This window comes from Subtercola vilae (assembly GCF_004923255.1).
Lineage (GTDB): Bacteria > Actinomycetota > Actinomycetes > Actinomycetales > Microbacteriaceae > Subtercola > Subtercola vilae.
On record NZ_QYRT01000002.1, the window covers coordinates 24,510 to 51,244 of the forward strand.

Genomic DNA, 26,735 nt, shown 5'->3' on the forward strand with positions numbered 1-26,735 from the left:
GTACCTGACTCCCGAAGGAGTCGGCACTACGGCTACCAGTCGTGAACGGTGCCGTCGGCGAGCCGGTTGTAGGGCAGGTACGCCGTCTCATAGGGGTACTTGCCCGCCTCGTCGACGTTGAGGTCAACGCCGAGGCCGGGCTTGTTGCCGGGGTGCAGCAGGCCGTTGCTCCAGGTGAACGACTGCTCGAAGACGCTGTTCGTCTTGTCGCCGTGCTGCATGTACTCCTGAATGCCGAAATTGTGGATGCTCAGCCCCAGGTGCATCGCCGCCGCCATGCCCACCGGTGAGATGTCGGTGGGCCCGTGCATGCCCGACTTGATCTGGTACTGCGCCGCGTACTCGAGCACCCGCTTGAGGTGGGTGATTCCTCCGGTGTGAGTGACGGCGCTCCGCACGTAGTCGATCAGCTGCTCGCGGATGATCTGCTGATAGTCCCACACGGTATTGAAGATCTCGCCGATGGCCAGCGGGGTGGTGGTGTGCTGGCGCACCAGCCGCAGCGCTTCGGGGTTCTCGGCCGGGGTCACGTCTTCGAGCCAGAACAGGTCGTACGGCTCGAGCGACTTGCCGAGTTGCGCTGCCTGAATCGGCGTCATGCGGTGGTGGCCGTCGTGCAGTAACGGCAGCTCGGGGCCGAATTCGTTGCGCACCGCTTCGAACACCGTCGGAACATGCCGCAGGTAACTGCGGGTGTCCCAGTCTTCTTCAGCCGGCAGGGCCCCGCGCTGGGCCGGTTCGTGGTCGTACCGCACGCCGGTGTTGGCTTCGAACGTGGCATTCGAGGCAATGCCGTAGATCGACTTCAGGCCGGGCACCCCGGTCTGCACGCGAATGGCCCGGTAGCCCTTCTCCTGATGCTGCCGCACGCTGTCGAACAGCTCGTCGAGGGTCTTGCCCGACGCGTGGCCGTACGCGAGCAGGCCGGTTCTGGATGCCCCACCGAGCAATTGGTACAGCGGCATGCCGGCCGCCTTGGCTTTGATGTCCCACAGGGCCACATCGACCGCTGCAATGGCCGCCATCGTCACGGGCCCACGACGCCAGTATGCGCTGCGGTAGAGAAACTGCCAGGTGTCTTCGATGGCGTGCGCGTCGCGGCCGATGAGCAACGGCACGATGTGCTCGCGAAGGTAGGCGACCACCGCGAGCTCCCGCCCGTTGAGGGTGGCGTCGCCGAGCCCGGTGAGTCCGTCATCGGTGGTCAGTTTGAGTGTGACGAAGTTCCGGTCGGGGCTCGTGACGATGACGTCGGCGTGGGTGATCTTCATGAGGCTGCCTTCGTTCGGTTGGATGATCGTATTTCGGTCAGCGCATCAGCGACGGCATGGGTCACCGCGGTCTGCCCGGCCAGGTCGGGTGCGATGCGCTCAAGAACACGTTCTGCTGAGTGGTCGCAATCGGCCGCGGTCGGCGAGGCGGCGGTCTGAGTGAAATTGATCCACGCGGCCAGCGCCATCGCCGCCCCGACCAGCTCACCGCCGTTCGCGGCGTTGAACCGCAGTACCGGCAGCACGCGGATGGCGATCTTCTGCTCGCCGTCACGGGCGATCTGCGCGAGCGAGTGCACGATGCGGCGGTTCTCGAACCGCTCGACCAAGCGGTCGGTGAACGCACCCAGGTCGCCGGCGTCGCCGGTGACGGTGGGCCTCGCCTCGGCCCAGAACTGTTCGAGCACCTGTCGGCAGAACGCATCGCCCATCGTCTGGTCGATACTCGAGTGCCCGCGGGCGAGACCTGTGTAGGCCAGCAGTGAATGGGCGCCGTTGAGCAGGCGGAGCTTTCGTTGTTCGTAGGGGCGAACGTCGCTCACATGGCGGGCGCCGGAGCGCTCCCAGTCGGGGCGGCCTGCGGGAAAGTCGCCTTCGAAGATCCACTCGGTGAAGTCTTCGGTCATCACTGGGCACTCGTCGTCGAACCCCGTGATGCGCTGGGCCTCGACGACGTCGGCGGGGGTTGTGGCGGGAGTGATGCGGTCGACCATCGACGAGACGAATGACACGCCCTCGTGCATCCAGTCGGCCATCGAAGAGTCGGTCTGCTCGGCCAGTGCGGTGAGGGCTGCTCGGGTGAGCTCGCCGTTCGAGACGAGGTTGTCGCAGCTCATTACGGCCAGCGGGCCCGAGCCGGCCGCGCGGCGGGCGATGAGACCGTCGAGCAGGCGAGCGATGCCGGTGTGGGGGAGTGCCCCCGTTTTCAGGCGGGCGATGTCGTCGCGCACGGCCGCGTCGGTCAGATCGAGCGTGCCGTCGGGTGTGGTGTGATAGCCCGCTTCGGTGATCGTGAGGGTCAGCACCGACACCCGCGGGTCGCTGACGGCTGCCCTCCACCGCACGGCGTCTCCGCCGTCGGTGGCCGCCACGATGCTGCCGATCACCTCGGCAGTGACCGCGGTGGGTGAGGCGGTGAGCAGCGTGTACAGGCCGTCCTGGGCGGTCAACTGTTCGGCTGCCCGCGCGGTGCGACCGGTGAAACCGTGGATGCCCCACGGCTCGGTGCCGCTGGGCACCGAGCCGCCGGCTCCCGGTGTGGCAAGGCCCTCTGGCGTCGGTGACGAATCTGACGCATGCTGCGTGTACCAGGCCTGGTGCGAACGATGGAACGCGCCCAGCCCGAGATGCACCATGCGCACCTCGGCGGCCAGAGCGGAGACCGACGAGCGGGTGAGACGGGGCATTTCTTCCTCGGGCGAACGGGCGGCGGCGGGTGGCAGTGCAAGCAGTGCTGGGTCTCACCCTAGGACAGAAGGCAACGTTGCATCAATGGTTGCCATTATTTGCCAGACTCGAATACAGTGCAGCTGAGACTCAACCGACGACGAGACGAGACAATTCATGCCCGCATCGAACACGGTTCGTCGGCGCACCGTGACCATTCACGACGTAGCGCTGGCCGCCGGGGTGGCCACGTCGACGGTGTCGCGGGCACTCTCGAACCCGGAGCGGGTTCGCGCGAGCACCCGCGAGCACGTTGGCCGGATTGCGAGCGAGCTCGGCTACCTGCCGCCCTCGGCCGCAAAGTCGAAATCGTTGGCTGCCGCTGCTGAGGCCGGGCCGGCGCGTGCGCGACGCTCCGGCACTCCGGCCGACGGTCTCGGTGTGGTTGCGCTGCTCGTGCCCGACATCGGCAACCCGTTTCTCACGGAGATCATCCGTGGTTCCCAGCGCCAGCTCGCGGCGGCGGGTTACCTGCAGGTACTCGTCGACACCGAGGAGTCAGGCGACGTGGAGTGGCAGACCCTGCAGAAGCTGCTCGGCACGGTCGACGGTGTTGTTCTCACCGCGTCGCGGCTCACCGACGAACAGCTCATCACCGTGGCGGCCCGTGTGCCTCTCGTGGTGCTCAACCGTGAAACCCCGGGCGTCGCGAGCACCATCGTCGACACTCCGACAGGGTTCGAGGCTCTCGTCGAACACCTCGTGTCGCTGGGTCACCGCTCGCTCCTTTACGTGTCGGGCCCCGCCGAGTCGTGGTCGAACACCCGGCGGCTGGCTGCCGTGCAGCGGGCGGGGGAGCGGCTCGGTGTCGACGTGGCGGTCACCCGCCCGTTTCGGCCCACCCGGGAGTCGGGAGTGGCCGCCGCCGATACGGCCATCAACAGCGGCGCGACGGCCTGTATCGCGTACAACGATCTGCTCGCCATCGGCATTCTCGGCCGCCTGGCCGAGCGCGGGGTCGCGGTTCCCGCCGAGATGAGTGTGGTGGGGTGCGACGACATCTTCGGTACCGACTTCTGCTCGCCCGCGCTCACCACCATCGCCGCTCCCATCGAACAGGCTGGGCGCGCGGCCGTTTCGCTGCTGCTCGGCCTGTTCGACCCGTCTGCCGCGCCGCGGCGCCAGGCTGTCACGATCGGCACACATCTGGTCATCCGGCACTCGACCGGCCCCGCACCAATCGGTGGTCACGATGCCTGAGCTGCGACTGCACCCCGACAGAATGCTGACGGCAGACCCCAGCACGAGGGCTGTCGCGAGACGGCTCTACGCGACGGTTGCCGATGCGCCGATCGTCTCCCCGCACGGCCACGTCGACCCGGCGCTGTTCGTAACGAATCGCCCGTTCGCCAACCCCGCCGAGCTATTCATCACCCCCGACCACTACGTGACGCGGCTGCTGCACAGTCTCGGTGTCGGGCTCGACGCGCTGGGGCTCGACCCGTCAGACCCGGCAGCAGACCGAAGAGCAGGGGCCAGAACGGGCCCGGCGGTGCCCGCACTCGCTCCAGGCCCCACGGCAGCGCAGGATGCCCGCAGCCGCGCGGCTTGGCGCGAGCTCGCCCGCGTGTACCCGAAGCTCGCCGGAACACCCGTGCGGTACTGGCTCGACGACCAGCTGGCCGGCGTCTTCGGCCTCGAAGAACAGCCGTCGGAGGCCAATGCAGACGCCCAGTACGACGAGCTCTCGGCGAAGCTCGCGCTGCCCGAATTCTCGCCCCGCCGCCTGTTGGCCCGCTCCGGCATCGACGTGCTCGCCACCACCGACGCTCCCGCAGACGACCTCGGTGCCCACCAGGCCCTGGCGCTGCACCCGGGCGTGCGCGCAGCCGTCGTTCCCACCTTTCGCGCCGACCGATACTTCGACCCGTCTGAGGCCGGCTGGCCCGCATCTCTCGAGGCGCTGGCTGAGGCATCGGGCATCGACACCTCCACCTACCGCGGAGTGGTGGCCGCGCTTCGAGACCGACGCCAGTACTTCGCCCGCCACGGGGCCACCTCGACAGACTCGGGGGTCGTCGACGCGTGGGCCGTTCCGCTCGACGAGGGGGCTGCGGAGGGCATCCATCGGCGGGCACTGAGTGGCCCCATTTCAGAGGCCGACGCCACGGCGTATCGCCGCAACATGCTCTACCGCATGGCCGAGATGTCGGCCGATGACGGCCTCGTGATGCAGTTGCACGCGGGGGTACTGCGCAACCACCACGCCGCCACGTTCGATCGGTTCGGGCCCGACACCGGGCACGACCTGCCCGTCAGTACCGAGTTCACGAGGCCCCTGCAGACCCTTCTCAACCATTTCGGCACCAACCCCGCCTTCAGGCTCGTTCTCTTCACCGTCGACGAGACCAGTTTCGCGCGCGACATCGCCCCGCTGGCCGGTTTCTACCCGAGCGTGTTCGTGGGGGCGCCCTGGTGGTTTCTCGATACCCCCGACGCAATGCGACGCTTTCGCGAAGCGGCCACCGACAGCGCCGGCTTCTACAAGACCTCCGGCTTCATCGACGACACTCGTGCCCTGTGCTCCATCGGGGCCAGGCACGACCTCAGCCGCCGCATCGACGCGGGCCACCTCGCCTCACTCGTCGTGCGCCACCAGCTCACCGAAGACGAGGCGACGGTCATCGCGGTCGACCTCGTCGATAGCATTCCCACGAGCACATTTCGGCTAGAGGATGCCCGCAGCCGACCCTGACTCAGTCGCCGAGTACCTTCTCGCGCGAAGCCACTCCCGGGTCAAGCGCGGTGTCGAGCGTGTCGTTCAGAGGCCGGTGTGACCCCGTGGCCTGGTAGTGGTACCACGAGTGGATCATCTGTTCGCGCAGCGGCTTGCCCATCAGAAAGTCGGCCGGGTCGACTTCGAATCCGATCGAGTTGTGGTACTCGATGAAGTACGCGGTCATGGCTCGTGAGTTGCCATCCCTAAACGGATGCACCGACTGCAGTTCGCCGCCCGACTCTGAGATACGGTCGATGCGTTCGGCTCGGGGCAGGTCGGTTCGCCGACCGAAGTACTGCAGTTGGGCGAACTGCATCGAGGCAGCCTCAGCCACTTCGGGGCCCGGGTAGTAGACATATTTCATCAGTGGCGCGTCGGGGTCGCCCGGCCCGTGCTCGACGGTATCGGGTGCGAACCGAATCATCGACGTCTCTGGCCCGACGCGTTGCTGGCCCGCCCAGTTGTAGATGTCGCGAAAGAGGCGGCGATGGATGCTCTTCAGATGTTCGTAGTCGAAGTACCCCAGTACCGGGTCGCCGGCCAGCTCGACCAGTCTGAGGCGCGATATCTCGAGTTCGACGATGCGAAACTGGTCAGCGTCGACGATGCCGAAGGGGTGCGCGTCGTCGACGATGCGGCTCGCGAGCGTGAGTGAACCGGGTACGAGATAGTCGTCGAAGTCATGGATGACGGGTGCCTGTCGAGGCGCAATACGAGTGCCATAACGAGCAGCGGTCATGGCAACCGCCTCGTCGTAGCTGAGCCCGCCCACCGCCACGCGCGTGACCAGATCGCGCACGGCCGCGTCGCCCACATCGACATTCAGCAGTGCGAGGTTGGCGTCGGCGAAGTCGATTCGCCACTGCAGAGCGTGTTCAGCCATTCTGTCTCTCCCCGCGTCTCGTGTATTTCGTACCCCACGCTTTGTAGCCTGCTCTCATCATGACGTTTCGTCAACCACGGAATGCGGCGTCAGGCGACCGGTTTGCGGGCAGGCCGCGATTTTGCTCATGCGGTCTGTCATGTCATGATCTGCGTATGGATGCAGATGCGCGGGTATGCGGCAGAAGACCAGACAGCAACTACGTTGAATTGGCCGTAGAGATTTTCAGCATGCTCGCTGACGCGACCCGGGTGCGACTGATTCTGGCACTTCGAGAGGGCGAACGATCGGTGAACCAGCTTGCTGAGCTCGTCGACAAGAGCCCTGCCGCAGTTTCGCAGCACTTGGCCAAGCTTCGTCTCGCGCGCATCGTTGCCGCCCGGCAAGACGGCCAACGCGTCTTCTACCGCCTTGAGAACGAACACGCATCCGCCCTCGTCTCCGACGCGATCTTTCAGGCAGAACACACCCTCGGCACCACCCCTCGGCACCACCACCCGCAGGCCGAACAGAAGTGAACACTCCGCACGCTCACGACCACGAGCATCCCCACGAGCACGAGCACGAGCACGAGCACGGCCACGGCCACGACCACGAGCACGACCACGAGCACGGCCACGAGCACGGCCACGGCCACGGCCACGAGCACGGCCACGGCCATGGCGGCCATCGTCACCCCAGCGGCATCCGTGCGTTCTTCTACGGGCTCTTCGTGCCGCACAGTCACGATGCCGCAGACTCCATCGATGACGCGCTCGAGGCCAGTACCGCGGGAGTGCGTGCGCTGAAGATCAGCTTGTTCGTGCTGCTCGGCACGACGGTGCTGCAATTCGGGGTCTTCCTGGTCAGCGGTTCTGTCGCGTTGCTCGCCGATACGATCCACAACTTCTCCGATGCCCTGACCGCCGTTCCGCTCTGGATCGCGTTCGTTCTGGCCCGGCGTCTGGCGACCCGGCACTACACGTTCGGTTTCGGCCGGGCCGAAGACCTCGCCGGGCTGTTCATCGTAGCCGTCGTCGCGCTGTCAGCGGTCGTGGCCGGTTGGGAGGCGATCGGCCGGTTCTTCCACCCGCAGACCGTCTCGAATCTCGGCTGGGTTGTTGCCGCTGGCATCATCGGGTTCGCCGGCAACGAGGCCGTCGCCATCTACCGCATCCGCGTCGGCCGACAAATCGGCTCCGCCGCTCTCGTCGCCGACGGAGTGCACGCGCGAATCGACGGATTCACATCGCAGTCTGTCGTCATCGGTGCCATTGGTGTGATGCTGGGGTTCCCCCTGGCCGACCCGATCGTCGGTCTGTTGATAGCGATATCGATTCTGATCCTGCTCTGGGGCACCGTGCGGAGCATCGGTCGCCGACTCATGGATGGCATTGACCCCGACCTCCTCGACCGGGCCGAACGAGCTCTGCTCGACACCACCGGAGTGATTTCGGTTCAGAGGATGCAGCTCCGATGGGTGGGCCACCGGCTTCAGGGTGCGGCCCGAATCCAGGTGGGAGAAATTGCGCTGTCAGCCGCCGACGTCATTGTTCGGCGCGCGGAACAGAACCTCAGCGAGGCCCTGCCCAACCTCGACGACTTCACCATTGGGGTGGCCAGCACCCCGCCGCTGGGTCGGCAAGGGTAGCCTGTCCGTCCTAGTATTCGCAAACCGCATCTGCCTATGGTGTGCACATGAGTACCGCATCCGCTGAATCTTCTTTTGCACACCACGATGACGAGCCCCACGCCGGGAGCCTCGCCGGGCGACTGAACTGGCTCCGCGCCGGAGTGCTGGGCGCCAATGACGGCATCGTCTCGGTCGCAGCGATCGTGGTCGGTGTCGCTGGTGCCAGCACATCGACCCCGGTCATCCTCGCAGCCGGTTCTGCGGCCCTCGTCGGCGGTGCCATCTCCATGGCTCTTGGCGAGTATGTGTCCGTCAGCAGCCAACGAGACTCACAGCACGCCCTGATCGAGAAGGAGCGAGCGGAGTTGCACGACGACCCCGCCGGCGAACTCACCGAACTCGCGGGCATGTATCAGAATCAGGGGCTCTCGGCAGAGACCGCGAAACAGGTCGCACTCGAGCTCACTCAGCGAGATGCACTGAAAGCCCACCTGGCGATGGAACTGAACATCGACGAGAACGACGTCGTGAGCCCGTGGAGCGCAGCGGGGGCATCCGCTCTCTCGTTCCTCCTCGGCGGAATCCTGCCCCTTCTGGCCATTCTGCTGCCGCCCGAACCGGCACGCATCCCGATCACCTTCATCGTCGTGATCATCGCTCTGGCGGCGACAGGCATCACCGGTGCGATTCTCGGGGGCGCCCGAGTCGTTCGGGCCACCTTGAGGGTCGTGATCGGCGGAGTGTTAGCGCTTGCGGCAACTTTCCTGATCGGGTCGCTGCTCGGCACGTCGGGAATCGCCTAGACCCACGAGACCTGTGACACTGAACCAACACCACTCACAGGCATCCATTGGAGACGGCATGGCACGAATTCTCGTAGTCGAAGACGATCCGCAGATGGGCGCCCTGATCGAGCGGGGGCTGGTGGGAGAGGGTCACACCATCGACCTTGTCACCAACGGCATCGATGCTCTGATCGCTCTGCGGCACACCCATTTCTCTGCGGCCGCCATTGATGTGATGCTGCCCAAGATGACAGGGTTCGAGCTGTGTCGCCGCATCCGGGAATCCGGCAACACTCTCCCGATCATTCTGCTCACGGCACGCGATGGCATCGAAGACCGGGTCACCGGGCTCGATCTCGGAGCGGATGACTACCTCACCAAACCGTTCGCCATCGCCGAACTGAATGCCCGCCTGCGAGCCCACATCCGCCGGAACACCGCTGGCGGCACCAGCACCCTCGGAGTCGGCAACCTGATGCTCGATACCGCAGTCGTGCGCGCAACCGTCGACGGCAAGACCGTCTCGCTGAGCCTGAAGGAATTCGCTCTGCTTCGACTTCTGGTCTCCCAGCCCGGGTCGGTCTTCTCTCGTCAACAGGCCCTCGAAGAGGTGTGGGGGTCAGCCGAGTTCTTCGAGCCCACGCTTGTCGACCAGTACATCAGCTATGTGCGAAAGAAGCTTGAAACAGCACATGCTCTCGTGACCATCAGCACCGTTCGCGGTTCTGGGTACCGTATCGATGCGGCGTCGACCGCCGCGGCCACGTGATGCGCTCCCTCTCGATCCGCGTGCGCATCACCCTCGGCAGCGCCCTGGTCGCGGCGGTGCTGTTGTTTCTGGTGGGGGTGGGCATCCACTTTCAGATGCTGACCGTCACGACCCAGTCCGACCGTACGCTCGCGACCAGCGATCTCGAAGCGTTCATGTCCGATATTCGAAACAACCCCGATGAAACTCCCGATCAGCCCGCAGCCGGCATACTGGTGCTGATCAAAGATCCAGCCGGTGCGTACCGCATCGATACCGTGCCCGTGAGTCTGCGGGGCGCACTCGAACACCATCCCTCCGGCGACGACACGTTCACGGTGCCGAGCGATGCCGGAAAGTTCACGGTGGTCGGAAAGAGCCTCGCGACCTCAACCGGGGTGTGGCAGTTGTGGGCCGTTCGCAGCAGCGCGACCAGCGACCTCACCGTGAACGAAGTCGATCGGCGGCTCGCGGTCGCCCTTGCGGGCATCCTCATCGCGTTCACACTGGCCGCGTGGTTGCTGACCACGCTTGCGCTTCGACCCGTGAAGAAAATGAGGGCAGCCGCTGAAGCGCTCAGCGAGACCAACACCACAGACGAACTCCCGGTGGGCCCGGCCGACGACGAAGTCGCAGCCCTCGCCGTGACCCTGAACACGTTTCTCAGCCGGGTCAGAAACACGTCGGTGCGCGAGAAGCAGATGATCTCCGACGCCAGCCATGAACTGCGCACCCCCATCGCCGTCATGACCACGCAACTCGAATTGGCCCACACTCATTTCGGCGATGCCGTCGCGCTCGAACACGACCTCCTCAGCGCCGAAGCATCCTTGTCCAGGCTCTCCCGATTGGCCAGCAATCTACTGGAACTCTCGCGCCTCGACGCCGCCGAGAACAGGCAGCTACCCTCTGAGACAGCAACTGCGACAGAGCTTGTCACCGAGCTGATGGGCGCCATCGACCGGGCCCGGATGATGGCAGGAGTGGGGCACGAGAACATCCAGTTCGAAGACGATATCGTCTCACCCGACCAGCGGTACGCGTTGTCACCGACAGCATTCGGGCGGGTGCTCGACAACCTCCTCATCAATGCTCTGAACGCCTCCCGGGGGGCCGGAAACATTGTGGTCTCGCTGAGCCAGACCGCCAGCGCGCTGCACCTGAGAGTCGACGACGAGGGAACAGGGATGCCGGAGGAGTTTCTTCCGCATGCGTTCGACCGGTTCAGCCAACCCGACACCGCGCAATCATCCGGCCTCTCCGGCAGTGGCCTCGGACTGGCGTTGGTGCACAGCATCGTGACCCGAGCCGAAGGGAGTGTCACTCTCGCAAACCGTCACCCCTCTGGCCTGACGGTCGAAGTTCTGATCGACAACGTATGAAGTCTCGAACAGGTTTCATACTGATTGCTCACCGTCTACCCGAGAACTGCCGACAAGCTCTGAGATGACACAGACCGTCTGACCCGCAGGGGGTTGCCGTGTCTGATGAGACAGGGAGCACACGGTGGCCACGAGCACTGCGCATCACCCCCGAGCCTCGCACCGCAGAACATCGCCCGCCCAGCTGAGCCGGGAAACGATGATTGCGGCTCGGGAACGGGCACGAAACTACCGTTCACGGGCGCGTGCTGCAGACCTGATGGGCGTGCTGTGCTGGCTCTCTGTCGCTGTGTCGGTCGGTTTGTACCTCGCTTACAGCGGAGCAAGTCAATTCACCAGCCCCGGCGGCATCATCACTGCAACAGGAATCATCACGGGGCTCGCGGGCACCGACCTCATTCTGCTGATGCTGGTGCTGGCCGCACGGGTTCCCTGGATCGACCGAACCGTTGGGCAAGACCGCGCCATCGCCCTGCACAAACGTCTCGGCAAACCAGCGCTCTACCTCATTCTCGGCCATGGTGTACTGCTCACCATCGGCTATTCGGTGCAAGACGGCACGAACGTCATTGCAGAAACGATCAGTTTCTTCGGGCTCGGAAACGACCTCCTGCTCGCGTATATCGCAACCGCGCTGCTGATTGTTGTGGTCGTCACCTCGGTTGTCGCCGTTCGCCGCCACTTTGCATACGAAGCGTGGCACCTGATCCATCTGCTCAGCTATCTTGCGGTTCTCGTGGCACTGCCGCACCAACTCAGCATCGGCGGTGTTCTCGCCGACGGCACTCTGCAACGCGTGTACTGGCTCGGCTTGTACTGTGTGGCGTTCGGCGCGATCGCCGTGTTCCGGTTTGCGGTGCCCGTCGCTCGAACACTGCGGCACCGGCTCCGCGTCGAACGAATCGACCAGGTCGCCCCGGGAGTGGTGTCGTTGCAGCTCGCAGGCGCTGATCTTCGCAGGCTCGGCGCTTCAGGCGGGCAGTACGCAATCTGGCGGTTCTGGTCGTGGCGCACCTGGTGGCACGCACACCCCATCTCCTTCTCTGCAATGCCCACCGACCGCTCGGTCAGACTGACCGTGCGGGAGCTCGGCCGAGGAACTTCACGGCTCACCCGGCTGCGGCCGGGAACGTTTGTCTCGATCGAAGGTCCGTACGGTATCTTCACCGACCAGGCGAGAACTTCTCCTTACCTCTCGGTGATCGCCGCTGGTATCGGCGTCACCCCGGTGCGGGCCATGCTCGAACACGCCACGCTGCGACCGGGGGAGGCGAGCATCCTCTTGCGTGGCACCGACGAGAGCCAACAGTACCTCTGGCACGAAATCGGCCAGATCGCCCACAATACGAACGCCACCGCGTTCTCGATGCTCGGCCACAGGCCCGCCAACTACCCGACCTGGATGTCTGCGCACGCGCTGGCGAACAACGTCACCCTCGAATCGACGTTCCCGCACCTGCACGAGTCAGACCTGTTCATCTGTGGGCCGGCCGCGTGGGCCGATGAAGTCGTCGCCGATGCCCGGCACGCCGGCATGCCCGAACGCCAGATTCACATCGAGAGGTTCGGCTCATGAGGCGGCGTGCCGTTGCCGCCAGCATTGTCTCCTCTGGCGCCGTTATTCTTCTGGGCTGGCAGATCGGCACCCAATCTCAGGCCGCGAATGCTCCTCAGGCGGTCAGCGCGGCGCCCGTGGCGGCGCCCGCGGCAACGGCAGCGCCGGCGAGCAGTGCCGTTGCGCCGACGACAGCGCCCGCGGCGCAGTCATCGACGACAACTGCACCAGCGCCCGCAGCGCCCGCTGCGCCCGCTGCCGCAGCGCCTGCTGCCACTCCGGCAGCCACCCAGGGTGCGTTCACGGGGTCTGCAGTCAGTACCCGGTACGGAACGGTTCAAGTGCAGATCACCGTGAGCGGTGGAAAGATCACAGACGTGACCCCGCTGCACCTCACCGACGACGGTGGTCGTTCTGTTCAGATCAGCAACCAGGCTGCCCCCATTCTTCGAAAAGAAGTGCTGGCCGCGCAGTCCGCGAACGTCGACTCGGTGAGCGGTGCCACGTACACCACTGACGGGTATCTCCAATCGCTGCAATCCGCGCTCGACCAGGCCAAAATGTGATGCGCACGCACACGTTCCAGGCGATGGGCACCGTGGTCAGCATCCGCTTGCGCACGTGTGTCAGCGGTGGGGGAGGGGGCGGTGACTATGACGCTCTGGAGGAGGTGTTCCGAGCCCTCGACGAGAGGTTCAGTCTCTATCGGGCCGACTCCGAACTGAGCGCTGTCGCTCGGGCTGATCTCCCCCTCACCGCAGCCTCGACCACGCTACGCGACGCCTACGAACAGGCCATCGGCTGGCGAAACCTGACCGGTGGAGCGTTCACTCCGCACCGGCCAGACGGTGTCATCGACCTCTCCGGCATCGTCAAAGCCCAGGCAATGGCATCGGCCGCACCGCTTCTCGACCAGCTCAGCCCAACGGGGTGGCTCCTGAACGTGGGCGGTGATGTGCTCGCCGGCGGCGGCGACCCGTGGCAGGTCGGCATCGTCGACCCTCGTGACCGGCAGCAGCTTCTGGGCTCCGTACCAACAGGGCCTGGCTGGAGAGCCGTCGCGACATCGGGAACCGCCGAACGAGGAGAACACATCTGGCGCACCGGTGCGCTGGCCGAATTCGTTCAGGTCACTGTTCTCGCCGCAGACATCGTCACCGCCGATGTGCTCGCCACCGCCATTCTGGCCGGCGGTCACAGCGTTCTCGACCTGGTCACCCGAACCTGGCCGCTCGACGTGCTCGCAATTGACAGGAATGGCGCACTGCGGGCCACCCCGAATCTGCGCGCGTCGCTGACGTAGTACTGGCAGCCGTGAGGCGGAGCCCTCATCGGGCCGCACTCGCACTCGCAGTTGTTTCGCAATCTGCCGTCATATCGCAAACAAGCGTAAGGAAATGAGCTTTCGCGCGTCTCTCGAGTAAGACACTCGAAAGGACTCCCATGTCGATCTCCACCCTGCCCGCCCGCCTCTCTGCCGCGACCCTGGTAGGCGCGGCCATCTGCGCCCTCGTCGTGACCGGGGCGACGGCCGCTGAGGCGAGCCCCGCCGCACCTCCGGTTGAAACTGGCGGGTCGACCGTCACGTTCACAGTTCCCGACGCGTTCCCCTCGACCGACAGCACCGTCGAAATGATGGGCTTCGTGCAGAACATCGGGCGAGGCTCGACGACTGACGATTTCGCTCTCACGCTGAAGTGCGGCCGCACATCGGTGCCGGTCGAGCTGCGGGTGTACGCCGAAGGCAACGTGCTCTTCTATGAAGCGGCGATTCCGGTGTCATTGAGCGAAGCGAAGTGCACTCTCACCGGCACGACGTCGCGCCCAGCCCAGTCGTTCAAGTTCATGCCGGCCGTCACCACCGTACTGAAGGGTGCCCGCATCGTCGAGGCCGACGCCGCGCTGGTGGCATTGCATCCGTCGGGAGGGCTGTACTAAGGCGTCAACCTAGTGCTTCAACAGGGCCGAGAGCAGTTCTGTCATCGGCGTGTGCAGGTCTTCTGCCGTCGCAGACGAGAGCGGCTCGAGGCCCGTCGAGGTACGCATGAGAACGACACCCATTACCGCGGCGATGGCGAGCTGTGCACGCAGAAGGTGGTCTGCGGGTGCGGCTGAGGTGGAGCATCCGGTCGCTAGAGCCATGCGTTCGGCGAACGAGGCGAGCGTATTCTGCCGGATGAGGTCGGCGGCTTCGTCACCCGACGAGCGCAGCAGCAGAAGCAGTTGCAGCGCCTGCTCGCCGTTGGGGGAGTCGGCGATCTGCGAGATCATCGTCGTGATGATGTTCTCGATCGTGGCGGGCTCGGTGTCGGGGCGTCGTAATTCTTCGCCAACACGGGCCAGGCAGGCCTCGAACAGGCCCTCTTTCGAAACGAAATAGCGGCTGATGAGTGCCACGTTGACGCCGGCGTCGGCTGCGATGTCGCGAACGGTCGTGGCCGAGTAGCCGTCGCGGGCGAAGCGCCGGCGGGCGGCGTGCAGCAGCAGTCGGCTGGTGGCTTCGGCGTCACGTTGTTTCGGTGCTGCCGGGGGGGTGGAAATGGTCTTCGCTCCTTCGCGTGCGTGCGCGCTCGTGTGTGCGTCGGGCTCTAAAGAGCCCCTTCGCCACCGTACCGGTCACGGCGTGATAAGTAAACGCGTATTGACTTGTCGTGGAAAATAGTTACGCTTCATAAGTCAGCATTTGTTTACACGCGTCGGGAGAGCCATGTCATCCACCGTTCAGAGTCCGGCCACGGGCGTGTCAGGGGTGCTGACCAAGCGCCGCCCCAACACCACGTTGATTGTCATCTATCTGTCGCTCGGGGGCCTCTCATTTGCCGTACTGCAGTCGCTGGTGGCGCCCGCCCTCGCCACGATCGGCCGAGACCTCACCGTCTCGACCAGTGACGCGTCGTGGATCCTGACCGCCTACCTCCTGTCGGCCGCCGTGCTCACGCCGATCTTCGGGCGGTTGGGCGACATGGTCGGCAAGCGCCGCATTCTCATCGTTGTGCTCTCGCTGCTGCTGGTCGGAACGCTGCTCGCCGCCCTCGCGCCGAACCTCGGCGTGCTCATCGTCGCCCGGGCGCTGCAGGGCGCTGCGGGCGCGATTCTGCCTCTCTCGATCGGTGTCGTTCGCGACGAGTTGCCCCGTGACAAAGTCGGCGTGACCATCGGCCTGTTGTCGGCGATCTTCGGAATCGGCGCCGGCGTGGGAATCGTGGCTGCCGGGCCCATCGTCGAGAACCTGTCGTGGCACTGGTTGTTCTGGCTTCCGGCTGTGCTCATCGTCATTGCACTGGCCGGCGTCATCTTCGGCATGCCCGAGTCGCCGGTGAAGAAACCGGGTCGTCTCGATGTGCTGGGGGCGGGCATCCTCGGTGTCTCCCTCGTCTCGTTGCTGCTGGCCATCAGTGAGGGCGAGAACTGGGGCTGGGACGACGGCAAGACGCTCGGCCTCATCGCGCTGGGCGTGATTGCGCTCGTCGTGTTCGTGTTTGTCGAGTTGCGGGTGAAAGAACCTCTGGTCGACATGCGCCTGATGAAGGTCAGGGGGGTGTGGACGGCTCACGTGGTCGCACTCGTCTTCGGTTTTGCCATGTTCGGTACGTTCGTGCTCGTACCCACGCTCTTGCAACTGCCCACCGCCACCGGCTACGGGTTCGGCGAATCGGTGTCAGCGGCAGGGCTCTACCTGCTGCCCACGGTGTTGATGATGATCGTCTTCGGTCCCGTCGCCGGCATTCTGGTTCGTCGAACCGGCCCCAAACCGCCCCTTCTGCTCGGCTCGGTCTTCGTCACGGCGGCCTTCATTCTGCCCGCCATCGACCACAGCCAGATCTGGCAGATCGTGGTCTCGGGACTGCTCACCGGCGCGGGCATCGGATTGGCGCTGGCTTCGACCTCGAATGCCATCATCGAGAGCGTTCCCGCCACGCAGACGGGCGAAGCGATCAGCGTCAACACGATCTCGCGTACCATCGGCAGCAGCATCGGCACAGCCGTGATCGCCGCACTCATCTCGTCGCACAGTTCGCCGCAGGGCCTGCCACAGAACGACGCGTTCACGATCGGATTCTGGGTCTGCGCCGCCGTTGCGGTTCTCGCCATACTCGGTGCCTTCGCGGCGCCCTCGATGCGGGCACGCCGCGCCCAGGCTCTGGCCCTCGGCGTCGACGACTTTCCCGTCAGTGAGAAATAACGCCTGCTATGTCAGTACCGATCGCCGACGCCAGCACGTGCAGCCCGTCGGCGGTCGGATGCACGTCATCGCTCTGCATCAGATCGGGTTGCCCGGCCAACGGTTGTCCGATGTCGACGTACGAGGCCGAAACGTTCTGAGCAGCGCTGTCGAGGTCTGAATCGATCTGCAGCAGCTGTTCGGGCACCGCAGTGTCGCCCCAAAATGCGCTCAGCGCAATGATCTGGGCCTGGGGCAGAGCGGTGTGCAGCTGCTCGAGAGCGCTCGTGCTCGCGTCGGCGATGTCGGCATTGTCTTCACCCAGGTCGTTGCTGCTCGCCGAGATGATGACGACCGAGGGGTCGAGGCCGATGGCCTCAGTGACCTGCGCTTCGAAGGTGTTCGCGTCGTTGCCGAGCCGCACGAACCCTGTGCCGTCGGTTGCCAGGTCGGCGAACTGCCACGTGTTCTGGTCTGCCAGCAGCACAGGCCAGGCCTGGTCGGGGTCGACGCCGTGGCCGTCCATGATCGAGTCGCCGATGGCCACGACGACGGGATCGGTTGCTGCTGCCGCACCCGCCGATGCGGCTTCTCCGGCTTCCGCGGTGGCGAGGGGCGACGCTGTCACGTCGGGGATGGCGACCGACGGAGCATTGGCCGGGGGAGCGAGCGGCGGTTGTACACTTTCGACGACCGAAACCGCGGGGTGGGTGCCTTGTGCTGACGCCACCCGCGAGTTCGACAGACTGACGGCACCGACCAGCGCCACTGCGACCAGGAGCACCCCGGCGCTGACGAACAGTCGCGTGCGGTGTTGTGCGGGCATCTCGGCCTCCTTCTGAGGTCGACGCTACGCTCGCACATTCTGAATTTCGAGGGGGCGGCCTCTCAGTGGGCTATGGGTTCGCTAAGAGAATGGGCGCGCCTCGCTCGATTGTCGCCGGCGCGCGCTGGGCGCGTCTGTCGCATCAGATATCTTTCGCGTTGAAGAAATCGAGTGTGGGTGACGAGGGGTCGCCGCCGAACTGGCAGATCCAGATTGTGCCTGTCGGCATTGGCTCTGCGGGCGTTGCGAAACTGACATAGACCTCCGGCACACCGCTCGGCGTCAGGTGAACGAAGCGTGCTTCATACTCGCTCGTTGTGACGGAGCCCGGGAATTCGTCGTGGCCACGGGCGACGCAAAGGTTCCACAGAGTTCGGGCGTCGTATCCGTCGATGAAATCGGGGGCGGGCTCGCTGACGGCCGGGGGATCGTCAGAAACGGTGGGGGTCGGTGTGGGTGTCGGTGTTGGGGTCGGTCTGGCGGGAGTGGGTGTCGTGGTGGCGACGGGAATCTGTGGTGCGGTGAAGGGGTTGGGGATGGCTCCGGTGGCCAGTGCGGCGCCCGCTGAGCCGACGACGAGCAGGCTGACGAGCGCGATGGTGATTGCGGCTGTGCGGCTGTGAGGTCGTCGGGCGGGTGTCTGTTGGTTCATGGTTTCGTCGGCCCGCCGCAGAATATTTGTTTTCATCGTGGTGAGCATGCGGGTGAGGTCGTCACCGCTGGGGGGGCAGTTCTCATTGTCGGTCACCGCCTTTTTCAGTCGTGCGCGGGTTCTGGAGACCCGTTTCTTGACGGCATCGACGCTGATGCCGATCTGCTCGGCGGCCTCGGAGTAGGGTCGCCCTTCGATGAGGCAGAGTTCGCAGATGCGCCTGTCGACGGGGTCGAGTTGTTCGATTTCGTCGAGTACCCAGCGCAGTTGTTCGCGAGCTTCGTCGTTCGCCCGGGGGTCTGTTCTTGGGTCCGCGCGGAGTTCGTCTGATAGTTCGTCGGTACGGTGTTTTTTGTGTCTTCGGCGGAGGTTGAGACCGTGGTTGCGGCAGGTGACGAGCAGCCAGGGGAGTAGCGATGAGTCGGGCAGCACGATGGTGTCGCTCTTCAGCCAGACGGTGACGAAGGTGTCTTGAACGAGTTCTTCGACATCCATCTTCGTGTCGGCGATCGCCCACGCGTAGCGGGTGACGGTTGGTGCATATCGGTCGAACAGCGCGGCGAGCGCTTCGGAATCGCCGATGACCAGTCGCGCGAGCAGCTCGCTGTCGGCATCGGTGTCGGTGTTGTTTTGTTGGCTCATATGCGCATCCCCCTCACTATAGAAGTGTCAGGAAACAGTAAAAGGTGACCGGGCGAGGGATTCTCGTTCAGCCGGGCGCGAGCACGTTGATATGGTCTCCGGTGACTAATATCATTGAGGGATCGGCTTCGCCGAGTTGCCCGCCTCGTGCCACGGAAACGGGAATGTGGCCGCGCGGCCAGGTGAGCGAGCCGAGGGTTCTGCCAACGTCGTCGGATTCGGCTGAAATGCTGACTTCGAGTACGTGAAAACCTCGGAGATTTGATGATGGTGCTGCGGAGCGAACGCTGTCTCCTGACCGTGCAGTCAGTTCTCGGGCGACGGAGGCCACGATGCTGTGAGTGCTGACCCACCCCAGAATGGTTGTGGCGTCTTCTGAGAGTACGGGCAGCCCGGTGTGTGGGTAGGCCTCGAGCTGACGGAGCACGTCGGGCAGGGGTTCTGTTTCGAAGACAGACTGAGGTGTGCGTGACACTACGAAGGTTCCGGGCAGAGGCACATCGGGATCGGATGCACGATCTGGCGTGTCGTGCGTTCGAATCTCCGTGGGGGAGGGGAGCCGGCGCATGGTGTTCTTGGCCGTCAGATCGCTGAATGCGCGCCACGGTGCTGCGCGATCGAGGTCTTGTCCGCGGCGGATGAGTTTGGTCGTGTAGATCGTGCCGTAGCTAATGCCCCGGGAGAGCGCAGTCGAGATACCGACGGTGAGCATGACGGGGAGGGTGAGAGTGAAGTCGCCGGTCAACTCGACCACGCTTGCGAGCGAGGTCAGAGGCGCGCGAGTCGCGGAGCTGAAGACGGCTGCCATCCCGATCGCCGCATACAGAGCGGGGTCGCCGGCAGCGGGGCCGAAGAGGTGGTCAGCGACGATGCCGAACGCCGTGCCTGTCATCAGCCCGATGAAGAGGGACGGTGCAAAGATGCCCCCGGAGCCCCCGATTCCCAGCGTGAGGCTTGTGGCGAGCACTTTACCCGCGGCGAGAATGAGTAGGAACCAGAGGGAGTAGTCGCCGGCGACAGCATTGAACATGACGGGGTAACCGACGCCGAACAACTGCGGCACGCCGAGCAGGAGCAGACCAAGAAAAATGCCTCCGACAGCCGGGCGTGCCCACTCGGGGCGCCCTCGCCACAGTCGGTCGCAGAGGTCTTCGATGGCGTAGAGGGCCTTCGTGAAACCGATTCCGATGAGGGCGGCGATGACGGCGAGTACCGCTACGAGCAGGTAGTTCTTCGGGGTGCCCAGTGCGAGTCCGTGAGGGAAGTCGGCCAGAAAGGGGGAGTTGCCGAGAAATTGGATCGCAACGGCGTCGGCCACCATAGCAGAGAGCATCACTGCGAAGAGGGAGTCGACCGAAATCTCGCGAATGATGATTTCGACAACGAAGAAGACCCCAGTGATGGGTGCGTTGAATGTGGCCGCGATACCGCCTGCTGCCCCGCAAGCGACAAGGATGCGCATGCGATGCTCAGGCATCCTGAGCCACTGGCCGAGGCTCGACGCCATGGCCGATCCGATCTGCACAATCGGTCCTTCGCGTCCGACAGATCCGCCGGTTCCGATCGTGAGAGCAGACGCGAAAGCTTTGACGATAGCGACCTGTGGCCGGATACGACCGCCGTTCACGGCGACGGCGACCATCACCTCCGGAACACCGTGGCCACGCGCCTCGCGGGCGAAGAAGTAGACCAGCGGCCCGTACAGCAACCCGCCGATGACGGGAATGACGACATAGAAACTCAGCCCCAACCACGGCAGATGCGAGCTCGTGACCCAACCGTCTTGGCCGAATTCGACCTGGCCGGTGAATAGCCACGTCACCGCGTACACAAGGTAACGAAACGCGACGGCTCCGAGCCCCGCCCCGACTCCGACGATGAGCGCGAGGGTGAGCAGCCCGAACCGCGAACCACGCAGCCAGGCTCGCGCCCCTCTGAGCGCACTGCGAACCTCCCGCTTTTTCTCGAACATAGGTTCTGGCAACACCGTCTTCCAGCTTTCTCATCATCGACTGCGGATGTGCGCCACCGTGTGGCAAATTATTTGCAGACATGCAACTATTGCACAGATGCATATTTCAGATGCATCACCCTGAGAGTGAGAAGAACTCCATGACTGAAGCGGCGCTTGTCGCGCACCTGGACTCCACGAGCGCGACCCTGACGGCATCCCGGGCACTTCTCGGCGTTGTCGCGCGATCGGTGGCGAGCGCACTCGAAGTGGTGACGTTGCCGCAGTTTCGGGTGCTCGTTCTGTTGTCGGCAAGCGGACCGACGCGCGTTGGAACTCTGGCTGACCAGATGACCACACTCGCGTCAACCTTCACCCGCTCTCTCGATCGAATGGAAGTCGCGGGCTGGATCACTCGCATTCCTGGCCCCGGTGATCGACGAGCGGTTCTCGTTGAGCTCACCGACAAGGGGAGTCAGCTGGTCTCCGACGTGACAACGCGCAGAGAACAAGAGATTCAGAAGATTCTGGCGGCTCTCTCCGATGAAGATCGGGTCGCCCTGGTGCGAGCCTTCACGCTGTTTGCCACCGCGGCGGCAGAGCCGAGTGTTGAAGATCTGCTGACCCTTGGTCTGTGAGCTGGTCGCCGCCAGCACCGAACCTTCTCTGCGTGCGATGGGTGGGGCGATGTGGATGCCCACCGCGCCGCCGACCGCACTGAATCTGTTCGCTCTGCACCTTCAACCGGTGCCGCTGTTCCCCGCCTTCGCCGTCATTCTGCTTGTGGGCTACCTGTTCGGGGTCTTCTGGCTCCGGCGGCGCGGCGACCGCTGGCCGATTAGTCGCATTGTGTGGTGGGTCGCGGGTGTAGCGACCCTGCTGCTGATGACCGCGACGGGAATCGACGGCTACGGAATGGAGCTGTTCAGCGTGCACATGCTTCAGCACATGGTGATCAACATGCTCATTCCCATTCTGCTGGTGCTCGGAGCACCGATCACTCTGCTGCTTCGAGCTCTGCCTGCCCGCCATGGTTCTGGGCGAAGCGCACGCGCCATGATTCTGCGCGTGCTGCACAGCGCGCCGGCGCGCCTTGTGACGCATCCTGTTGTGGCTCTGCTGCTCTTCCTGGTCAGTCTGTACGCGCTGTATTTGCCCCCTGCATTCGACTACCTCATGGGCACGATGTGGGGCCACAATCTGATGCTTGCGCACTTTCTTGCGATCGGGTGCCTCTATTTCTGGGGTGTCGTAGGCGTTGACCCGAGCCCGCGCAACAGTGGCCGTGGCCTTCACCAGCTGAGCAAGCCTGCGCTGAGGGTCATCGAGCTGGCCGCGACGGTTCCGTTCCATGCGTTCTTCGGGGTTGTGGTGATGATGTCGACCGTGCTCATTGTGCGTTCGTATGCCGGCACGATGCCGGGGTGGAACATCACTCCACTCGGCGATCAGCAGGTCGGTGGCGGAATCGCCTGGGGGTTCACCGAGTTGCCGACGCTCGTCGTTCTCGGTGTTCTGTTCTGGCAGTGGCAGAAGGCAGACTCGCGCCAGAGTCGAGTGGCCGATCGCAAGGCGGCCCGGAATGGGGATGCCGAGCTGAACGACTACAACGCGCAGTTGGCGGCGCTGGCCGCTCGCGACCAGACCGGCACGAGACCGGTCGGGCGATGAGCTACACGGTCGTCGGATACGCCTTCGCCCTCGGTCTCGTCGGTGTTCTGAACCCCTGCGGTTTTCCGCTGCTGCCGGCGTATCTCACCCTGTTCGTCACCCGCGAGCGCGTGCGCTGGCCCCAACGGCTCATGCGGGGTCTCGGAGCAGGCCTCTGCATGACTGCCGGTTTTCTCCTCGTGTTCACCATCGTGGGACTGGTGACGGCATCGGCGGTCAGTGTTGTGCTCGCCTGCGTACCGTGGCTGATGATCGCCGTCGGTGGGGCTCTCGTCGTCGTCGGCGTCATCACCGTGACGGGGCGTTCCGTTGCCGTTCACCTTCCGTCGCTGGCCTTCCGCTCCGGAACCGGTGTGCCGGCCATCCTCGGTTTCGGCGCAAGCTACGCTGTGGGCTCGCTCAGCTGTTCCCTCCCACTCTTTCTCGCCGGGGTCTTCGGCGCCTTTGTGCGAGGGTCGTTCGTGAACGGCTTGTCTGCGTTCGTCGCCTACGGCCTCGGTATGGGCGTCTTCGTCACAACCCTGAGCATCGTGGCGGCGTTCGCCGGCGGCAACGCGGTGCGGGTGCTGCGGCCCCTGACACGCATTCTGTCGCCGTTGGCCGGAGCAGTGCTCGTCACGTCAGGCGGCTATCTCGTCTTCTATTGGCTTCATGACCTCATCGACCCGGCGATCGGCTCGGGTCTGATAACGGCCGTGCAAACGGTTCAGAGCGCCATGGCCTCAGGGCTGGGCGCGGCTGCTCTTCCCGTCGGTGCGGGTCTCGGCTTTCTTGTCGTCGCGGCTCTCGCTCTCGTCACGATCCTTGCCGCACGCAGCGAATCCACAATTCCGAAAGGTGGCACGCCCGATGCCTGACAAGGCAGAAGAAGACGAAACGCACGATCGCGACACGGGTGACCCGAGCATCCGGGTGCCTTCTGTCACCACCAAGCGGCGAGGCTCGGTCTGGATGCTCTGGCTGACCGGTGCCGTCACGGTCGCTGTAGCTGTGGCACTCGTCATCGTCTACGGTTCAGCACAGGCGCAGCCGGCGAGTGCCGATGTCATGCCCGGCATCACGCAGGCCACCGCTGACCTCTTGCAACTCGACGGCACCGATCAACCAGGCGTAGCCGCCCCTGCATTCTCGCTCACCGACCAGAACGGCGCCCCGATGACGCTGAACCAGTTTCAGGGCCGCTCGGTGGTGCTCACCTTCAACGACGATCAGTGCACTGACCTCTGCACTCTGCTCGCCGAAGACGTACTCGCCGCGAATACCGATCTCGGTGCGGCACAGAACACTGTTGCGTTCGTTTCTCTCAATGCCAACCCGTATTTCCCGGCTCCGGCCACGGTGAAACAGTGGAGTGATCAGCAGGGCCTCGGCAACACCGCCAACTGGTATTTCGGTACGGGCACGCCTGGGGTGCTCTCTGCGGTGGCTGCAGCATACGGCGTGCCCATTCAGCTCGACCCTGCTGACAGGACCGTTCAGCACGGCACGGAGATCTTCTTCATCGACCCCTCTGGCAATGAGACGCGGCTGGGGGAGTTCGGCACAGAATCTGCTGACACCGCGCCGTTCGCCTACGCGGTGGCCCGGGTCGCCGATGATCTTCTGCCGGCCGGGGAGCGCACGACCGTCTCGGGGCACGGTGTTCTGTCGGCGAATACCGACAATGCGGAGCTCGGGTCGACCCCGGCGCCTGTCGAACTGCCGAAGCTCAGCGACCCGTCAACCACCGTCTCCACGCGTGCAGACGACGGCAAATACACGGTCATCAACTTCTGGGGGAGTACCTGCACGGCCTGCGCCACTGAGATGCCCGCCCTCGAATCGGAATATCGTCTTCTCGGCGGCCGTGTTGCCTTTGTGGGGGTCGACGTCGACGACAAGACCGCGGCGGGAGGAGCCTTCACTCAGCGATTCGGTACGACCTACGACGTCGTCTCCGACGCCACCGGCGCGGTTGCCGGCCGATACGCGATTACGGGGCTGCCGTACACCGTCGTGCTGGATCCTGGCGGTCAGGTCGTGATTCGGCATCCGGGCGCATTCACTCAAGACCAGCTCGACTACCTGTTGCGCAGCCTCGGTTAGCTCGTCGCGGTATTTTCACGAGTACTGAGAAGCGCGTTGACAACTGGTGCGGGCTAGCGGCGCATCAGGATTTGTTTCCCGTAAGTACAAGCGTTCCGCCGAGGCCGATCATCATGGCGCCCCCGCCGGCGCTCATTCGAGCGAGACGATGGGGGTTGCGTGCAAACCAGTTGCGGGCGGTGCCTGCGGTGAAGGCCCATGCGCTGTCGCTCGCGAGGGCGATAACGAAGAAGACCAGTCCGAGGAGCGCCATCTGCAAAGGCACGGAGCCTATGTCGTAGGCAACGAACTGGGGGAGGACCGCGACGAAGAAAACGATCGACTTGGGATTCGTGGCACCCACGGTGAAGCCTTCGCGGAGTAGTCGAACCAACTCCGGCCGACACCAGTGCGACGGCGGGCAGCATGCCGATGGCGTTGCCGAGCACGCTGAGGAATCCACCCCTCCGACCAAGCGAGAGCGATCGTCCGATGACGAAGAGCACACTCGGACCAGGGATGACAATGAGTGCGGGCATCGAAGGCGACTTCCATTGCTTTGCCGCCGAAACACGTAGACCGGCTCGGTTCACTCCGGACGGTACGCGAGGGGCAGCTTTCCCGGTGCGACATAAAAGGCCCAAAAAATTTTGACTGTATGTTGCGTGCACCCGCTTTGTGGAGTTAATATCTTTCGGAAGTTGAGTCATAGGGACTCAACTACAAGGAAGGGGAATCCTCATTATGGCAATGTCTTTTGATCCTTTCAGCGAATTGGACCGCCTCACCGGCAACCTGCTCCAGTTCCGCCCCGGTCCCCGGTTCATGCCTGTGGACCTTTATCGTGACGGCGACCGGTACGTACTGAACGCTGACCTCCCAGGGGTCGACCCGGGATCAGTCGACGTCGACGTTGATGGCCAGCTGCTCACGATCCGAGCTCAACGCAGCGGGGAGAGCCAGGACGGCGTGAAGTGGTTGGCCGAAGAGCGACCGCACGGTACCTACCTCCGACAGTTCAGCCTCGGCGAGGGTGTCGACTCCGAGCACATCTCGGCAAGCTACGACAATGGCGTGCTCTCCGTCGTGATGCCCGTCAGCGAGAAAGCGAAGCCGCGAAAGATCCAGGTCAGCTCGGCTGAGCAGAGTGGGGATCGGAAAACCGTCAGCGTCTGAGAACCGGATGCCGGTGCATGACCAGGAGATCGCCTCCGCGAGCCATATGAATACAGAAAGGAGGGGGTGCGGGCCGTGCACGCACCCCCTCCTTTGGTGCTCACGACCTGCGATCAGCGTCGGGAACGCCGCAAAGCCACTGTGAGAACAGCAGCCCCCAATACAGCGCCCGCCGTCAGCCACGAAGCTTTTTCTCTGCCCGTTGCCGCGCCACCGACAGGGACTGATTCGGTGCCAGCTGGAATCGGCGTCAAGAAGTGCACGTCCGTCAGGGTTTCAGAAAGATCCCAGAGTGCGGCGGCGGCCTGAACATTGCGAGACGCCGGTGTCGAGAACGCGGGGCGAGGGTAGCCGCGAATCTCTCCGGGTCCACTCGGGCCGTAGTAGTGGCCGCTTGCGGCATCCGGGGCGGTTGCGGCGAACAACGAAGGGAGCGCTCCTCGTGCGCTGTTCTGGCCGACGCTGGTGAGAGCGGCGATCAGCCCGCTCTGCACCGAATCGGTGTGGGTGTGCAGTGCGGTGCGGGCCAGGCCCGGATGCACCGCGATCGATCGCAGCGTGGATCCCGAGGCCTGCAGGCGTCGGTGCAGTTCGTACGAGAACATCAGATCGGCGAGTTTGGACTGCCCGTATGCTGGCCAACGCCGGTAGCTGCGGGTACGCCAGTTGGGATCGTCATAGTCGATCCGCCCGATGATGTGCGCGAGGCTCGACACCATCACGACGCGTTCGGTTATGTGCGGTAGCAGCAGGCCGGTGAGAGCGAAGTGACCCAGATAGTTCGTTCCGAGTTGAAGCTCGAATCCGTCCGAGGTGCGTTGTTCGGGAGTGGCCATCACCCCGGCGTTGTTGATCAGCACATCCACCTGGCCGGTCTGGTCTGCGAAGCTGCGGACGGAATCGAGGTCAGCGACGTCAAGTTCTCGCACTGTCACGTCACCGTTCATTTTCTTGGCCGCGGCGGCACCTTTGTCTGTGTCGCGGCACGCCAAAATGACCCGCGCACCGTGTGTGGCCAGGGCGTTAGTGGTTGCCTCGCCCAGGCCGCTGTTGGCTCCGGTGACAATGATGGTCTTTCCGGTCTGGTCAGGAATGTTCGACGTAGTCCACCGAGATGTCATGTTGCCAATCTACGCAGCGGCAGCGAATTAGCAGTCGGGTAGTAGGGGCCTTGACAGGCCGAGCCGGAC

The 26,735-nt window shown here is 64.4% G+C and carries 25 protein-coding genes and 1 pseudogene; 17 read left to right on the plus strand and 9 right to left on the minus strand.

Annotation, left to right across the window (positions count from 1 at the left end; translation table 11 throughout):
* Window positions 1-32: 32 nt before the first annotated feature.
* Together manD and D4765_RS01085 are read right to left on the minus strand one after the other, a co-directional pair.
* The gene (manD, locus tag D4765_RS01080) at window positions 33-1,271 is read right to left on the minus strand and encodes a D-mannonate dehydratase ManD (protein ID WP_136640380.1); all 1,239 of its coding nucleotides are present in this window, start codon (window positions 1,269-1,271) and stop codon (window positions 33-35) included.
* Window positions 1,268-2,677 (minus strand): mannitol dehydrogenase family protein, encoded by a 1,410-nt coding sequence (locus tag D4765_RS01085; RefSeq protein WP_136640381.1) that lies wholly within the window; start codon window positions 2,675-2,677, stop codon window positions 1,268-1,270. Before D4765_RS01085 ends, manD begins: the two co-directional genes overlap by 4 nt.
* A gap of 157 nt (window positions 2,678-2,834) precedes the next feature.
* Between D4765_RS01085 and D4765_RS01090 the strand changes: the two genes are divergently transcribed.
* Together D4765_RS01090 and uxaC are read left to right on the plus strand one after the other, a co-directional pair.
* The gene (locus D4765_RS01090) at window positions 2,835-3,917 is read left to right on the plus strand and encodes a LacI family DNA-binding transcriptional regulator (protein WP_136640382.1); all 1,083 of its coding nucleotides are present in this window, start codon (window positions 2,835-2,837) and stop codon (window positions 3,915-3,917) included.
* Window positions 3,910-5,412, plus strand: a complete 1,503-nt coding sequence (gene uxaC / locus D4765_RS01095) for a glucuronate isomerase (protein ID WP_136640383.1) — start codon at window positions 3,910-3,912, stop codon at window positions 5,410-5,412. Before D4765_RS01090 ends, uxaC begins: the two co-directional genes overlap by 8 nt.
* A 1-nt stretch (window position 5,413) precedes the next feature.
* Here uxaC and D4765_RS01100 read toward each other — a convergent pair whose 3' ends face one another.
* Window positions 5,414-6,319 carry a Fic family protein gene (locus tag D4765_RS01100; protein WP_136640384.1) on the minus strand — a complete coding sequence of 302 codons (906 nt, stop codon included), beginning with the start codon at window positions 6,317-6,319 and terminating at the stop codon, window positions 5,414-5,416.
* Window positions 6,320-6,474: 155 nt separating this feature from the next.
* Between D4765_RS01100 and D4765_RS01105 the strand changes: the two genes are divergently transcribed.
* The 9 genes from D4765_RS01105 (at window position 6,475) to D4765_RS01145 (ending at window position 14,339) form a co-directional block, all read left to right on the plus strand.
* Window positions 6,475-6,837 (plus strand): ArsR/SmtB family transcription factor, encoded by a 363-nt coding sequence (locus D4765_RS01105; RefSeq protein WP_136640385.1) that lies wholly within the window; start codon window positions 6,475-6,477, stop codon window positions 6,835-6,837.
* Window positions 6,834-7,949, plus strand: coding sequence for a cation diffusion facilitator family transporter (locus tag D4765_RS01110; RefSeq protein ID WP_136640386.1), 1,116 nt, complete (start codon window positions 6,834-6,836; stop codon window positions 7,947-7,949). The genes D4765_RS01105 and D4765_RS01110 overlap by 4 nt, the downstream gene beginning before the upstream one ends.
* Window positions 7,950-7,996: 47 nt before the next feature.
* Window positions 7,997-8,734 (plus strand): VIT1/CCC1 transporter family protein, encoded by a 738-nt coding sequence (locus tag D4765_RS01115; RefSeq protein WP_136640387.1) that lies wholly within the window; start codon window positions 7,997-7,999, stop codon window positions 8,732-8,734.
* A gap of 58 nt (window positions 8,735-8,792) precedes the next feature.
* Window positions 8,793-9,485: a response regulator transcription factor gene (locus D4765_RS01120; RefSeq protein ID WP_136640388.1), complete on the plus strand. Its 693-nt coding sequence runs from the start codon at window positions 8,793-8,795 to the stop codon at window positions 9,483-9,485.
* On the plus strand, window positions 9,485-10,846 hold the full coding sequence (locus D4765_RS01125) for a sensor histidine kinase (RefSeq protein ID WP_161580305.1): 1,362 nt from the start codon (window positions 9,485-9,487) through the stop codon (window positions 10,844-10,846). The genes D4765_RS01120 and D4765_RS01125 overlap by 1 nt, the downstream gene beginning before the upstream one ends.
* 124 nt (window positions 10,847-10,970) lie before the next feature.
* Window positions 10,971-12,422 (plus strand): ferredoxin reductase family protein, encoded by a 1,452-nt coding sequence (locus D4765_RS01130; protein ID WP_136640390.1) that lies wholly within the window; start codon window positions 10,971-10,973, stop codon window positions 12,420-12,422.
* A complete protein-coding gene (locus tag D4765_RS01135) occupies window positions 12,419-12,967 on the plus strand; it encodes an FMN-binding protein (protein WP_136640391.1) in 549 nt (182 codons plus the stop codon). Before D4765_RS01130 ends, D4765_RS01135 begins: the two co-directional genes overlap by 4 nt.
* Window positions 12,967-13,704, plus strand: coding sequence for an FAD:protein FMN transferase (locus D4765_RS01140; RefSeq protein ID WP_136640392.1), 738 nt, complete (start codon window positions 12,967-12,969; stop codon window positions 13,702-13,704). The genes D4765_RS01135 and D4765_RS01140 overlap by 1 nt, the downstream gene beginning before the upstream one ends.
* A gap of 140 nt (window positions 13,705-13,844) precedes the next feature.
* The gene (locus tag D4765_RS01145) at window positions 13,845-14,339 is read left to right on the plus strand and encodes a hypothetical protein (RefSeq protein WP_136640393.1); all 495 of its coding nucleotides are present in this window, start codon (window positions 13,845-13,847) and stop codon (window positions 14,337-14,339) included.
* A 9-nt stretch (window positions 14,340-14,348) separates the two neighbouring features.
* Here the strand turns inward: D4765_RS01145 and D4765_RS19555 are convergent, their stop codons facing one another.
* The gene (locus tag D4765_RS19555; protein ID WP_338054612.1) at window positions 14,349-14,942 is read right to left on the minus strand and encodes a TetR/AcrR family transcriptional regulator; all 594 of its coding nucleotides are present in this window, start codon (window positions 14,940-14,942) and stop codon (window positions 14,349-14,351) included.
* A 166-nt stretch (window positions 14,943-15,108) separates the two neighbouring features.
* Here D4765_RS19555 and D4765_RS01155 point away from each other — a divergent pair, with 166 nt between their 5' ends.
* The gene (locus tag D4765_RS01155) at window positions 15,109-16,584 is read left to right on the plus strand and encodes an MFS transporter (RefSeq protein WP_136640395.1); all 1,476 of its coding nucleotides are present in this window, start codon (window positions 15,109-15,111) and stop codon (window positions 16,582-16,584) included.
* Here D4765_RS01155 and D4765_RS01160 read toward each other — a convergent pair.
* The 3 genes from D4765_RS01160 to D4765_RS01170 form a co-directional block, all read right to left on the minus strand.
* A complete protein-coding gene (locus tag D4765_RS01160; RefSeq protein ID WP_136640396.1) occupies window positions 16,571-17,389 on the minus strand; it encodes an SGNH/GDSL hydrolase family protein in 819 nt (272 codons plus the stop codon). The two genes, D4765_RS01155 and D4765_RS01160, sit on opposite strands and share 14 nt — an antisense overlap.
* A 142-nt stretch (window positions 17,390-17,531) precedes the next feature.
* Window positions 17,532-18,683, minus strand: coding sequence for an RNA polymerase sigma factor (locus D4765_RS19560; protein ID WP_237280202.1), 1,152 nt, complete (start codon window positions 18,681-18,683; stop codon window positions 17,532-17,534).
* A gap of 67 nt (window positions 18,684-18,750) precedes the next feature.
* Entirely contained in the window at window positions 18,751-20,655 is a 1,905-nt protein-coding gene (locus D4765_RS01170; RefSeq protein WP_136640397.1) for a chloride channel protein, read from the minus strand.
* A gap of 140 nt (window positions 20,656-20,795) precedes the next feature.
* Here D4765_RS01170 and D4765_RS01175 point away from each other — a divergent pair, with 140 nt between their 5' ends.
* From D4765_RS01175 to D4765_RS01190, 4 genes are read left to right on the plus strand one after another with little or no spacing between them, the layout of a single operon-like run.
* A complete protein-coding gene (locus tag D4765_RS01175; RefSeq protein WP_161580306.1) occupies window positions 20,796-21,272 on the plus strand; it encodes a MarR family transcriptional regulator in 477 nt (158 codons plus the stop codon).
* A gap of 55 nt (window positions 21,273-21,327) precedes the next feature.
* Complete coding sequence (locus D4765_RS01180; RefSeq protein WP_201799195.1) at window positions 21,328-22,305, plus strand: cytochrome c oxidase assembly protein; 978 nt, start codon at window positions 21,328-21,330, stop codon at window positions 22,303-22,305.
* On the plus strand, window positions 22,302-23,162 hold the full coding sequence (locus D4765_RS01185) for a cytochrome c biogenesis CcdA family protein (protein ID WP_136640399.1): 861 nt from the start codon (window positions 22,302-22,304) through the stop codon (window positions 23,160-23,162). Before D4765_RS01180 ends, D4765_RS01185 begins: the two co-directional genes overlap by 4 nt.
* Window positions 23,155-24,390, plus strand: coding sequence for a redoxin domain-containing protein (locus D4765_RS01190; RefSeq protein ID WP_136640400.1), 1,236 nt, complete (start codon window positions 23,155-23,157; stop codon window positions 24,388-24,390). Before D4765_RS01185 ends, D4765_RS01190 begins: the two co-directional genes overlap by 8 nt.
* Before the next feature lie 64 nt (window positions 24,391-24,454).
* On the opposite strand, the pseudogene D4765_RS01195 reads toward D4765_RS01190, so the two are convergent.
* Window positions 24,455-24,908, minus strand: a pseudogene (locus D4765_RS01195) (LysE family translocator).
* 205 nt (window positions 24,909-25,113) lie between these two features.
* Here D4765_RS01195 and D4765_RS01200 point away from each other — a divergent pair.
* A complete protein-coding gene (locus D4765_RS01200) occupies window positions 25,114-25,545 on the plus strand; it encodes an Hsp20/alpha crystallin family protein (RefSeq protein WP_136640401.1) in 432 nt (143 codons plus the stop codon).
* A 113-nt stretch (window positions 25,546-25,658) separates the two neighbouring features.
* On the opposite strand, the gene D4765_RS01205 is transcribed toward D4765_RS01200, so the two are convergent.
* Window positions 25,659-26,666, minus strand: coding sequence for an oxidoreductase (locus D4765_RS01205; protein WP_136640402.1), 1,008 nt, complete (start codon window positions 26,664-26,666; stop codon window positions 25,659-25,661).
* Between the last annotated feature and the right edge of the window lie 69 nt (window positions 26,667-26,735).